At 69.7% G+C, this 12,070-nt stretch carries 11 protein-coding genes; 6 read left to right on the top strand and 5 right to left on the bottom strand.

All coding sequences use genetic code 11. From position 1 onward, the window contains the following. Positions 1 to 4: 4 nt before the first annotated feature. Both kasB and AC5Y6X_RS13800 read left to right on the top strand, forming a co-directional pair. The gene (kasB, locus tag AC5Y6X_RS13805; protein WP_499986953.1) at positions 5 to 1,258 is read left to right on the top strand and encodes a 3-oxoacyl-ACP synthase KasB; all 1,254 of its coding nucleotides are present in this window, start codon (positions 5 to 7) and stop codon (positions 1,256 to 1,258) included. Positions 1,259 to 1,303: 45 nt separating this feature from the next. Next, entirely contained in the window at positions 1,304 to 2,725 is a 1,422-nt protein-coding gene (locus tag AC5Y6X_RS13800) for an acyl-CoA carboxylase subunit beta (protein ID WP_499986952.1), read from the top strand. An 11-nt stretch (positions 2,726 to 2,736) separates the two neighbouring features. Here AC5Y6X_RS13800 and AC5Y6X_RS13795 read toward each other — a convergent pair whose 3' ends face one another. The 3 genes from AC5Y6X_RS13795 to AC5Y6X_RS13785 all read right to left on the bottom strand — a co-directional run bounded on the left by AC5Y6X_RS13795 (position 2,737) and on the right by AC5Y6X_RS13785 (position 6,260). Continuing rightward, a complete protein-coding gene (locus tag AC5Y6X_RS13795) occupies positions 2,737 to 4,035 on the bottom strand; it encodes a PPE family protein (RefSeq protein WP_499986951.1) in 1,299 nt (432 codons plus the stop codon). Between the two features lie 148 nt (positions 4,036 to 4,183). Continuing rightward, a complete protein-coding gene (locus AC5Y6X_RS13790) occupies positions 4,184 to 4,483 on the bottom strand; it encodes a hypothetical protein (RefSeq protein WP_499986950.1) in 300 nt (99 codons plus the stop codon). Between the two features lie 205 nt (positions 4,484 to 4,688). Continuing rightward, entirely contained in the window at positions 4,689 to 6,260 is a 1,572-nt protein-coding gene (locus AC5Y6X_RS13785) for an FAD-dependent monooxygenase (RefSeq protein ID WP_499986949.1), read from the bottom strand. An 88-nt stretch (positions 6,261 to 6,348) separates the two neighbouring features. Between AC5Y6X_RS13785 and AC5Y6X_RS13780 the strand changes: the two genes are divergently transcribed. Then, positions 6,349 to 6,780: a nucleoside deaminase gene (locus tag AC5Y6X_RS13780; RefSeq protein WP_324679232.1), complete on the top strand. Its 432-nt coding sequence runs from the start codon at positions 6,349 to 6,351 to the stop codon at positions 6,778 to 6,780. On the opposite strand, the gene AC5Y6X_RS13775 is transcribed toward AC5Y6X_RS13780, so the two are convergent. Both AC5Y6X_RS13775 and AC5Y6X_RS13770 read right to left on the bottom strand, forming a co-directional pair. Further along, positions 6,777 to 8,324: a glycerol-3-phosphate dehydrogenase/oxidase gene (locus AC5Y6X_RS13775; protein ID WP_499986948.1), complete on the bottom strand. Its 1,548-nt coding sequence runs from the start codon at positions 8,322 to 8,324 to the stop codon at positions 6,777 to 6,779. The genes AC5Y6X_RS13780 and AC5Y6X_RS13775 overlap by 4 nt on opposite strands. Then, on the bottom strand, positions 8,321 to 8,890 hold the full coding sequence (locus tag AC5Y6X_RS13770) for a TetR/AcrR family transcriptional regulator (RefSeq protein ID WP_499986947.1): 570 nt from the start codon (positions 8,888 to 8,890) through the stop codon (positions 8,321 to 8,323). Before AC5Y6X_RS13770 ends, AC5Y6X_RS13775 begins: the two co-directional genes overlap by 4 nt. Before the next feature lie 47 nt (positions 8,891 to 8,937). Between AC5Y6X_RS13770 and AC5Y6X_RS13765 the strand changes: the two genes are divergently transcribed. From AC5Y6X_RS13765 to AC5Y6X_RS13755, 3 genes are all read left to right on the top strand, one after another. Beyond that, a complete protein-coding gene (locus tag AC5Y6X_RS13765; protein ID WP_499987059.1) occupies positions 8,938 to 10,518 on the top strand; it encodes an FAD-binding oxidoreductase in 1,581 nt (526 codons plus the stop codon). 8 nt (positions 10,519 to 10,526) lie between these two features. Further along, on the top strand, positions 10,527 to 11,441 hold the full coding sequence (locus AC5Y6X_RS13760; protein ID WP_499987058.1) for a diacylglycerol kinase: 915 nt from the start codon (positions 10,527 to 10,529) through the stop codon (positions 11,439 to 11,441). An 88-nt stretch (positions 11,442 to 11,529) separates the two neighbouring features. After that, entirely contained in the window at positions 11,530 to 12,048 is a 519-nt protein-coding gene (locus AC5Y6X_RS13755) for an Rv2253 family sensor-like surface protein (RefSeq protein WP_499986946.1), read from the top strand. Positions 12,049 to 12,070: the final 22 nt, after the last annotated feature.

Genomic DNA, 12,070 nt, shown 5'->3' with positions numbered 1-12,070 from the left:
ACCCATGACAGAGCTGGTTACGGGGAGAGCTTTCCCCAACGTGGTCGTCACCGGCATTGCCATGACGACCGCCCTGGCACCCGACGCGGAAACCACCTGGAAGTTGTTGCTGGACAGCCAGAGTGGGATCCGTACCCTCGACGACCCGTTCGTCGAGGAGTTCGACCTGCCGGTCCGCATCGGTGGGCATCTCGTGGAAGAGTTCGACAGCCAGCTGACTCGCATCGAGCTGCGCCGGACGGGCTATCTGCAGCGGATGTCCACCATCTTGGGCCGCCGGGTGTGGGAGAACACCGGCGAACCCGAAGTCGACACCAACCGGTTGGCGGTATCCATCGGCACCGGGCTGGGCTCGTCCGAGGAGATGGTCTTCAGTTACGACGAGATGCGGGCGCGCGGCATCAAGGCAGTCTCGCCGCTGGGTGTGCAGAAGTACATGCCCAACGGCGCCGCCGCCGCGGTCGGCCTGGAACGGCACGCCAAAGCCGGTGTCATGACACCGGTTTCGGCGTGTGCGTCCGGGTGTGAGGCCATCGCCCGGGCCTGGCAGCAGATCGTGCTGGGTGAGGCGGACATCGCGATCTGCGGCGGCGTCGAGACCAGGATCGAGGCGGTGCCGATCGCAGCGTTCGCCGCGATGCGCATCGTGATGTCGACCAACAACGACGACCCCGCCGGAGCCTGTCGCCCCTTCGACCGCGACCGCGACGGTTTCGTGTTCGGCGAGGCCGGCGCGCTGATGGTGATCGAGACCGAGGAGCACGCAAAAGCGCGCGGCGCCAACATCCTTGCCCGGATCATGGGGGCCAGCGTCACCTCGGACGGCTTCCACATGGTGGCGCCGGATCCCAACGGCGAACGCGCCGGGCACGCGATGACCCGGGCGATCCAGCTGGCGGGCCTCACCCCCGGCGACATCGACCACGTCAACGCCCACGCCACCGGCACCCAGGTCGGCGACCTGGCCGAGAGCAAGGCCATCAACCTCGCCCTCGGCAGCAACAAGCCGGCGGTGTACGCGCCCAAGTCCGCGCTCGGCCACTCGGTGGGTGCGGTCGGCGCGGTGGAGTCGATCCTGACGGTGATGGCGTTGCGGGATCAGCTGATTCCGCCGACCCTGAACCTGGAAAACCTCGATCCGGAGATCGATTTGGACGTGGTGGCGGGCAAGCCGCGGCACGGTGATTTCCGGTATGCGGTCAACAACTCGTTCGGATTCGGCGGCCACAACGTGGCAATCGCCTTCGGGCGGTACTAAACAGCGGCATCGAACGCAAGCATCACCGGAAACAGGAGACCCGCGATGACACTCATGGCCCCCGAGGCGGTTGGCGAGTCGCTCGACCCCCGCGACCCGTTGTTGCGTCTGAGCAATTTCTTCGACGACGGCAGCATCGACCTGCTGCACGAGCGTGACCGCTCGGGTGTGCTTGCCGCCGCGGGCACCGTGAACGGCGTGCGCACGATCGCGTTCTGCACGGACGGAACCGTGATGGGTGGCGCCATGGGCATCGAGGGCTGCACGCACATCGTCAACGCCTACGACACCGCCATCGAGGAGCAGAGCCCGATCGTGGGCATCTGGCATTCCGGCGGCGCCCGGCTGGCCGAGGGCGTCAAGGCGCTGCACGCGGTGGGCCTGGTGTTCGAGGCGATGATCCGGGCGTCGGGCTATGTCCCGCAGATCTCGGTGGTCGTCGGCTTCGCCGCCGGCGGCGCCGCCTACGGGCCGGCCCTGACCGACGTCGTCGTGATGGCCCCGGAGAGCCGGGTGTTCGTCACCGGGCCGGACGTGGTGCGCAGCGTCACCGGCGAGGACGTCGACATGGCGGCGCTCGGCGGCCCGGAGACCCACCACAAGAAGTCCGGGGTGTGCCACATCGTCGCCGACGACGAGCTCGACGCCTACGAGCGCGGTCGTCGGCTGGTCGGATTGTTCTGCCAGCAAGGGCATTTCGACCGCAACAAGGCCGAGGCCGGTGACACCGACATTCACGCGTTGCTGCCCGAGTCGTCGCGGCGGGCCTACGACGTGCGCCCGATCGTGACCGCGATCCTGGACGAGGAGACGCCGTTCGACGAGTTCCAGGCCAACTGGGCGCCGTCGATGGTGATCGGGCTGGGCCGGCTGTCCGGCCGCACCGTCGGCGTGCTGGCCAACAACCCGCTGCGCCTCGGCGGCTGCCTGAACTCCGAAAGCGCCGAGAAGGCAGCGCGTTTCGTGCGTCTCTGCGACGCCTTCGGCATTCCGCTGGTGGTGGTCGTCGACGTCCCGGGCTATCTGCCCGGTGTCGACCAGGAGTGGGGCGGCGTGGTGCGCCGCGGCGCCAAGCTGCTGCACGCGTTCGGTGAATGCACCGTTCCGCGCGTCACGCTGGTCACCCGAAAGACCTACGGTGGGGCCTACATTGCGATGAACTCCCGGTCGCTGAACGCCACCAAGGTGTTCGCGTGGCCGGACGCGGAGGTCGCGGTGATGGGCGCCAAGGCCGCCGTCGGCATCCTGCACAAGAAGAAGCTGGCCGCCGCGCCGGACGACGAGCGCGAGGCGCTGCACGACCAGCTGGCCGCCGAGCACGAGCGCATCGCCGGTGGCGTCGACAGTGCCATCGAGATCGGCGTGGTCGACGAGAAGATCGACCCCGCGCACACCCGCAGCAAGCTCACCGAGGCGCTGGCCCAGGCGCCGGCGCGCCGAGGGCGCCACAAGAACATCCCGCTGTAGGTCGTCGGGCGCTACCCGGCCCCGGGCGAATGCGGAATCACCGAGGCGCGGAACCCAATTCGCTGGACGGCGCCCTCGGACTGGCGCCCGATCATGCCGCCCAGCGGGAACTTGGACACGGTGGTGGCGCTCGGCGCCGGCGGCAGCGCGCCGCCCGACCCAACCGGCATGGCTTTGGCGTCGAGCAGTGGCGCCGCCGCGGGCACCGACAGCGCGTTGCCCCAACTCGGCGGTACCGACAGCGTCCCCAGCGACGCCGCTCGGCCGAGGCTCGCGGACGGCGCGGTTCCGCCGATGCCACCCAACGGTCCCAGCCCGCCCAGGTGCCCCAAGCCGCCCAAGCCTCCTAAGCCTCCCGACTGGCTCAGCTCGTCGGCGCCCGTGAAGTCGAGGCCCACGCCGAGCAAGTCCAGGCCGACACCACCGCCGTCCAAGCCCACCAAACCGACCGCGTCCATGCCGAGGCCCGCGCTGTCCTCGACCAAGCCCAGTTCGCCTTCGTTCAGGCCGGTTAGGCCGGTCGCGGCGCCTTCGAGCGCGCCGGCGCTCTTACCGATGCCCTTCAACGCCCCGTTGCCCGACACGCCGGTGAGGCTGGAAAGCGCGGTGATTGGGGCCGAGGCCGCCGAGGACGCTTCCGATGCGGCGATCGTTCCCGCGGTGGACGACCCCGGGGTTGTCAGCCCGTGCAACGCCTGCGGCACGACGGACATGAGTTGCGTCGACGCCCTCTGAGCGTGCGCGCCGGCGCTGGCCCCGACCTTGGCCCCGGCGCCAAGCCCACTCGGGTTGGTCGTCCGCGGTGGCGGCGTGAAGGCCGTCAGCGTCGAGGAGGCGGCCGAACCCGCCGCGTACTCGTACATCGCCGTGGCGTCTTGTGCCCACATCTCGGCGTACTCCGCCTCGTTGGCCATGATCGCGGGCGTGTTCTGGCCCAGGATATTGGTCGCAACCAAGGTCGCCAACCGAGCCCGGTTGGCCGCGACCGCCGGGGGTGGCACCGTCATCGCGTGGGCGGTTTCATAGGCGGCCGCGGCCGCCGCGGCCTGGCTGGCCGCCGCCTCGCATTGCGTGGCGGTCGCCCTCATCCACATCAGGTAGGGCGCGACCGCGGCGGCCATCGACACCGACGACGGGCCCGCCCACTCTTGGGTCAGGCTTGCGATCACCGACTGACAACCGCCGGCCGCGATGTGCAGGTCGCCGGCCAGTGTGTCCCATGCGGCGGAAGCGGCCAGCAGTGACGCCGCTCCCGGACCCATGTACATCCGAGTGGAGTTGATCTCGGGTGGCAATGCCCCAAAATCCATCGTATTTCCTTTGCCTGGTTGAGCTTTGCTGTTCGTGAGCAGACGGCGGTCACGCGTCAACGAAGCAGCGTTGATTCCGCAAGAAGCGAATTAGAGGAGCGCTGGGGACGTTTTTCCGCAGCGCAGCGTTAGAACCGGGCGCGACCGATCAGCGACGGGCCACGCAGAGTTTGGTCAAAAGATCTTGCCCGGCAAGGACAGTCGCGGGTGCGCGCGAGCGTGCGTCGTCCCTGCGGTGCACCCCGGCCACCCGCTCGATCGAGGGTGGCGACCAGGACCAACGGGGTTCGGACACCGACCAGGTCGTTGCCCGATGGTGTTTGAATCCCGTGCTCTTGGCCGCCTTGTCGTCCCACGTGGTCCCCAGGTCCCGCCGGCTCACCCGGGCGGAGACGTCATGGGGATGCACCGGGTCGGGATCCAGGACGCCCTGTGACGTTGCGGACATCGACTGCGCGGCATCGTTCGCGACGTCAGTGTGCAAAACCCAGCAGCCGAGAACAGCAGCGAAAAGAGACAGCACAGCAACGACGGCAGTGGCCGACCGGCAGCCTAACCGTCGTGAATGTTCGCCAGAGCCCCCGAAATTCACAGTACTTCCGACTGTAGCAGCGGGGATGACCCGCGATCGCCGGCGCCTTTCCCGGCGAGCGTCAGCGGCACAGAATCGCCGAAAGCGCGTGGCGGAGTTCGCCTTCGGGGTCGGTGGGCAGTCGCTCGGCGCGCCAGCCGACGAAGGCGTCCGGGCGGACCAGAAGCGCGCCATCGGGAGCGAGTCCGGTGGCGGTGCCCCATGCTTCGTCGTCGATGCGATGGGCGGTGACCGGAACGTTCAGGGCGGCCGCCGCCGAACTGGCGGCCGAGCGCCATCGCTCGTCTCCGGTGAGCACGGTGAATCCGGGGCCCAGCAGATCGAGCGTCGAAACGCGCTCCCGGATCCACACGTGCGGAACGCGGGTGCCGGGCTGGCCGCGCAACTCCTCCACCAACGACACGGCGTCCGGATCCGCGGGCGGGGGTTCCCCGGAAACCACGGCGGCCGAGCGGTATTGGTAGCCGGCCACCAAGGCGAACATCGGCGCCTCCTCCTCCGGCGACAACTGCGGTCGGTCGTCGTCCAGCCGCAGGAGCGCAAGCGACGGCCCGGTGAGCGACTGGTGGGCGTTGAAACGCCCGACGGGATGTCGCTCGGCGTGGTAGGTGCCCAGCAGCGCGGGCCGGGCCGGGCCGTTCAGAACGGCGGCGAGCTTCCACGCCAGGTTGTCCGCGCTCTGGATGGCGGTGTTGGCGCCGCCGGCCTTGAACGGCGGCATGGTGTGGGCGGCGTCGCCGACGAGAAAGACTCGCCCGCACTGGAATTGGTCGGCCACCCGCTCGTAGGGTTGCCACGAGGCCACTTCGATGATCTGCGTGTCGATCCGCTCGCCGATGGCCCAGGCGAGCAGCTCGGCGCAACGCCGCGGGGTGAATTGCTCCGCCGATTCGCCCTCGCGCGGCAGGTACGTGGTGATGAACATGCCGAGGTCGCCCTCGGCCACCAGGAAGATCCCCTCCACGTCAGCGTTTTTGACTTGCACGCCATCCCCGTCGTTCAGGTCCGGGACGAACTTTCGCCACGGCGCCTTGAAGTAGACGAAGATGACAAAGATCGGCAACGCGCCGTATCCCGAAGTGCTCACGCCCAGCCGGTTCCGGATCGGACTGTGCACGCCATCGGCGGCAACCAGATAGTCGGCGCGCACGCTTTCGGTCCGCCCCGAATCCCGGTCGCGCACAACCGCTGTCACCCCGGCGTCGTCCTGCTCGAACGACACCAGCTCCGTCCCGTACCGAACCTCGCTACCCTGCCGCCGCGTTTCGGCCAGCAGCATCGGTTCCAGCCTGCTCTGCGGGCAATACTGTGCGGGCGGTTCGGGGCTCAGCCCGGCGAAGGGCGCGAAGATGGCGTCGATGTCCATGGCCGGCGCTTCGTCGGCGCTGTTCAGCGTCGGCTTGACCACCATCGCGGACACGCCTTTGGCGACGGCGTGGACCTCGTCGCTCAGACCCAGGGCGCGCAGGATCTCCAGGCTGCGGAAGCTGAGGTTTCGGGCCTTCGGGTAGATGAAGACCTCGCGGCGCCTTTCGATCAGCAGCGAACGAACGCCGTGCTTGGCCAGCAGCGCCGACGTGGCCAGCCCGCCGGCGCCGGCGCCGACGATGAGGACGGAAACGCGGATCTGCATACTGACAGATCATACTATTTGCAACTGCCTATCACAATCCGAAGTCGTGCAAGATTGCTGCGTGAGCAGCGGTCGCACTCCCTCGGCGATGATGGACGTCGCGTTCGAGGAGGCGCGGGCCGGGCTCGCGGAGGGCGGCATCCCGATCGGGGCGGCGCTGTTCACCGCCGACGGGGTCTTGCTCGGGCGGGGCCGCAATCGCCGTGTGCAACAAGGGGATCCGTCGCTGCACGCCGAGGTCGACGCGTTCCGCGCGGCCGGCCGGCAGCTGGACTACCGGTCCACGGTCATGGTGACCACGCTGTCGCCGTGCTGGTACTGCAGCGGCCTGGTGCGACAGTTCGGCATCGGCTCGCTGCTGGTCGGCGAATCCCGAACGTTCAGCGGCGGGCACGAGTGGCTTGCTGAAAACGGGGTGAGCGTCACCGTGCTCGACGACCCGCGCTGCGTGGCGCTGATGTCGGCCTTCGTCGCCGAGCACCCCGACCTGTGGCGTGAGGACATCGGTCGGCCGCCCTAGCCGAGGCGGGCCAGAAACTCCTCGGCCACGGACACCACCCGCTCGCGGTCGCGCGGCACCAGGCCGATGCGGGTCCGCCGGTCGAGGATGTCGTCGACGCTCAGCGCGCCCTCGTGGGTCACCGCGTATTCGAACTCCGCGCGGGTCACGTCGATCCCGTCGGCCACCGGGTCGCCGGGCCGCTCGCACGTTGACGCGGCGATGACGTGGGCCGCCTCGGCCCCGTACCGCAGGACCAGCGACTCGGGCAGGCCGGCCATGGGCGGCACCGTCGAACCCGGGTTGGCCGGCGCGCCGACCAGCGGCAGGTCGCGCGTTCGGCATCGCCCGGCATTCAACCGTCGAAGTTCGACCGCACGATCCAGCACATCCTCTGCCATGTAACGGTATTCGGTCAGCTTGCCGCCGATCACGCTGATGACGCCCGAGGATGATTCGACGACGGCGTGCTCGCGCGAGACGTCGGCGGTGCGGCCCTCCCCGGTGTCGATCAGCGGCCGCAGACCCGCGTAGGCGCCGACGACATCGCTCTCCCGCAGCGCGCTGCCCAGCGCGGTGTTCACCGTGTCCAACAGGAAGGTGATCTCCCCCGAAGAAGGCTGTGGCACATCGGGAATCGGGCCGGGCGCGTCCTCGTCGGTCAACCCGAGGTACACGCGGCCCAGCTGCTCGGGCATGGCGAACACGAAGCGGTTGAGCTCGCCGGGAATCGGAATCGTCAGCGCCGCAACCGGATTGCCGAACGCACGAGCGTCGAACACCAGGTGCGTCCCACGGCTGGGCCGCAACCGCAACGATCCGTCGATCTCACCCGCCCACACCCCGGCCGCGTTGACGACGGCGCCGGCCGACACGTCGAACGACTCGCCGGTGCGTTGGTCGGTCAGTCGCGCCGAGCCGCCGGTGGCCTCGGAGGCCGCGACGTAGGTGAGGATTCGGGCTCCGTGCTGCGCGGCGGTGCGCGCGACGGCGGTGACCAGTCGGGCGTCGTCGATCAATTGCCCGTCGTAGGCGAGCAGGCCGCCGTCCAGGCCGTCGCACCGGACCGTCGGGGCCATCTGCACCACGCGGTCGGCCGAAACCCGACCGGAGCGGGGCAACACCGACGACGGCGTGCCCGCGAGCATCCGCAGCGCATCGCCGGCGAGGAATCCCGCGCGCACCAGGGCCCGTTTCGAACGGCTCATCGACGGCAGCAGCGGAACCAGCTGCGGCATCGCCCGCACGAGGTGAGGGGCGTTGCGCGTCATCAGGATTCCGCGCTCGATGGCGCTGCGCCGGGCGATCCCGACGTTGCCCGTCGCCAGGTACCGCAGGCCACCGTGCACCAGCTTGGAACTCCAGCGGCTGGTGCCGAACGCCAGGTCGTGCTTTTCCACCAGCGCCACCCGCAGGCCCCGCGCGGCCGCGTCCAGGGCGATCCCGGCTCCGGTGATGCCGCCCCCGATCACCAGGACGTCCAGCGGCTCGCCGTCGGCGAGGGCGCTCAGGTCGGCCCCGCGGCGCGCGGCGTTCAGGGCGCTCGGGGAGGTCGGGGCCGTCACGACAGGTATCCGTTCAGCGAGTAGGTGAGCTCGGCGGTCAGCGCGTCGGCGTCGAGTATCGGCCGGACGATCCGTTCCGACTGGATGGTCGACTGGGCGATCAGCAGCACCATGGTCGCCATCTGCAGCGGGTCGCCGGCGCGGACGCTGCCGTGGCGCTGGGCGACCCGCAACCGGTCGGCAAGGGCGTCGATCAGCATCTGCTGGCTGGACCCCAGGCGTTCGGTGATGTAGATCGGCGCCAGCTCCGAATGCATCACCGACATGACCAGCTCATCGCGGCGCAGCAGGTTAGCCACCGTAACGATCTGTCGCACAAGGGATTCCCGGTCGTCGCCGAGCAGCGGCGCGTCGCGCATCACGTCGGTGATGTGACGGGTCAACAGGGCCGCGACGATCGACCGGGTGTCCGGCCAGCGGCGGTACACGGTCGGCCGGCTCACGCCCGCGCGGCGGGCAATCTCGGCCAGGGTCACCCGGTCCACCCCGAAATCGACCACGCAGCTGGCGGCCGCCGCCAGGATCCGTTCCCCGGTATCCGCGGTGGCATTACTGATTGACAGCATGTGTAATACTGTAACGCATGACGCACGCCGAGGAACTCCTCCCGCCGATGAAATGGAACGCGTGGGGAGATCCCGCCGCGGCCAAGCCGCTGTCCGAGGGGATCCGCGCCCTGCTGAAACAGGCTGTGGGACTGGACGATTCGGCACAGGCCGAACTCGATGCCGATGACGTCAAGCTGCGCCCGTCGGCCCTGTCCGAAACGGACCGCGACGCCCTGGCCGCGATCGTCGGCGACGACTACTGCCGCACCACCGACCGCGACCGGCTGCTGCACGCCGGCGGCAAGTCCACGATCGACCTGCTGCGGCGCAAGGACACCGGTGTCCAGGACGCGCCCGACGCGATCCTGCTGCCCGGCGACGACGACGCCGTGGCCGCGATCCTGCGCTACTGTTCGGAGCAGCGCATCGCCGTCGTCCCGTTCGGCGGCGGCACCAGCGTCACCGGCGGTGTGAACCCCAGCCGCGACGGCTTCACCGCGGTGGTGTCACTCGACTTGCGCCGCTTCGACCGGCTCGTCTCCCTCGACGAGATCTCCGGCCAGGCCGTGTTCGGCGCCGGCGTCACCGGCCCGGCCGCCGAACGCCTGCTCGGCGAACGCGGTTTCTCGCTCGGGCATTTCCCGCAGAGCTTCGAGTACGCGACCATCGGCGGCTTCGCGGCCACCCGGTCGTCCGGCCAGGACTCGGCGGGCTACGGCCGGTTCAACGACATGGTTCGCGGGCTGCGGGTGATCACGCCCGTCGGCATCCTGGAGCTCGGCCGCGCACCGGAGTCGGCCGCGGGTCCAGACCTTCGTCAGCTGCTGATCGGCTCGGAGGGCACCCTCGGCGTCATCACCCAGGTGCGGCTGCGCGTGCACCGCATTCCCGAGGCCGCGCGCTACGAGGCGTGGTCGTTCCCCGATTTCGCGACCGGGGCCGCGGCCCTGCGCGCGGTCACCCAGAATGCCACCGGCCCCACCGTCATACGGCTCTCCGACGAGGCGGAGACCGGGGTCAACCTCGCCACCACCGAGTCGATCGGTGAAAACCAGATCACCGGCGGCTGCCTGGGCATCACCGTCTTCGAGGGCACCGCGGAACACGTCGAAAGCCGGCACGCCGAGACCCGCGCGTTGCTGGCGGCCCACGGCGGCACGTCGCTGGGCGAGGCGCCCGCGCGGGCGTGGGAGCGCGGCCGGTTCGCCGCGCCGTACCTGCGCGACTCGCTGCTGTCGGCGGGCGCGTTGTGCGAGACGCTCGAGACCGCGACCGATTGGTCCAACATCCCCGCGCTCAAGGCCGCCGTCACCGAGGCGCTCACCGGCGCGCTGGCCGAAACCGGCACACCGGCGCTGGTGATGTGCCACATCTCGCACGTCTACCCCACCGGCGCGTCGCTGTACTTCACCGTCGTCGCGGGGCAACGCGGCAACCCGATCGAGCAGTGGCAGAAGGCCAAGACCGCGGCGTCGGACGCGATGATGGCCAACGGCGCGACCATCACCCACCACCACGCGGTCGGCACCGACCACCGGCCGTGGATGCGCGACGAGGTGGGCGATCTCGGCGTGCAGGTGCTGCGGGCGGTCAAGGCGACACTGGATCCGGCCGGAATCCTCAACCCCGGCAAGCTGATTCCGTGACACCGCCTATGCGCGAGATCGGCAAGGTGACCGCGCTGACCAATCCGGTGTCGGGTCACGGTGCCGCGATACGCGCGGCGCAGCGCGCCATCGCCCGGCTGCACGACCGGGGCGTGCAGGTCACCGAGATCATCGGCGACGACGCGCAAGACGCGCGCCACCTCGTCGCCGCCGAACTCGAAAGGGGCACCGACGCGGTCATGGTCACAGGCGGCGACGGCGTTGTCTCCAACGCGCTGCAGGTGCTGGCCGGCACCGACGTTCCGCTGGGCATCATCCCGGCGGGCACCGGCAACGACCACGCGCGCGAATTCGCCATCCCGACAAAGGATCCCGAGACCGCCGCCGACGTCGTCGCCGACGGCTGGACGGAAACCATCGACCTGGGCCGGATCCGGTGGGTCGACGGTCCTGAAAAATCCGAGAAGTGGTTCGGCACCGTGGCGGCGGCCGGATTCGATTCGCTGGTGACCGATCGCGCCAACCGGATGAGCTGGCCGCACGGGCGGCTGCGCTACTACATCGCGATGCTCGCCGAGCTGTCGCAGCTGCGGATGCTGCCGTTCCGGCTGGTGCTCGACGGCACGAAAGAGATCGACGCCGACATCACGCTCGCGGCGTTCGGCAACACCCGCAGCTACGGCGGTGGGCTGTTGATCTGCCCGCGCGCCGACCCCACCGACGGCCTGCTCGACATCACCATGGCGCACTCGGCGTCCCGGACCAAGCTGGTGCGCCTATTCCCCACCGTCATGAAGGGCACCCACGTCGACCTCGACGAGGTGAGCACGGCGCGCGCCAAGTCGGTCAACGTCGAGTGCCCCGGCATCAACGTGTACGCCGACGGCGACTTCGCCTGCCCGCTGCCCGCCGAGATCTCCGCGGTGCCCGCCGCGCTGCAGATCCTCCGCCCCGCCCGCTGAGAGTCACGGCGGTGTAACGAATCGGGCACCGAACGCGACATCTTGGCGTACGCGCCGCAACGGGGGCGGCGCCGGACGGAGGGGAAAGATGTCGGGACACCGCAAGACCGCGCTGATCGCCGTGGGCGCCGCGTCGCTGGGCTGCTCGGTATGGCTTTCCCCCGCGGCGTTCGCGGTTCAGGCCTCGCCCCTGGACGGGCCCTACCTGCTGACCTTCGCCGCCAACCAGAAGACTGGCACCAGCGTGGCCGCCCGCCAGCCCGAAACCTCCCAGCGGGCCAGCTACTCGTTCACGTCGAGCTGCTCGACGGGCGTCTGCGTCGCCACGGTCAACAACCCCCCGGCACCCAAGAGCCCATACGAGCAGCGATCGATCCAGTTCGCCTGGAACGGGTCGCAGTGGGTGCAGCAGATCAACCGGACGTGGGATTGCCCGATGCTCGGCGGCGGCGTGGAACACGACCCGGCGAGGTCCATCACCGCCCTGACGCCCGGCCCCGACGGCACCCTGACCGGCGTGTTTCACATCGACATCGTCCGAGGCGCGTGCGCGGGCACCCTCGAGATGCCGGTATCCGCGACCCCGGTGAGCCCGCCGGTTGTCTAACCGCCGCCGAGCAGACGCAAAA

This window comes from Mycobacterium sp. NGS26, assembly GCF_059813025.1.
This window is presented reverse-complemented; position numbering and strand designations above follow the sequence as displayed.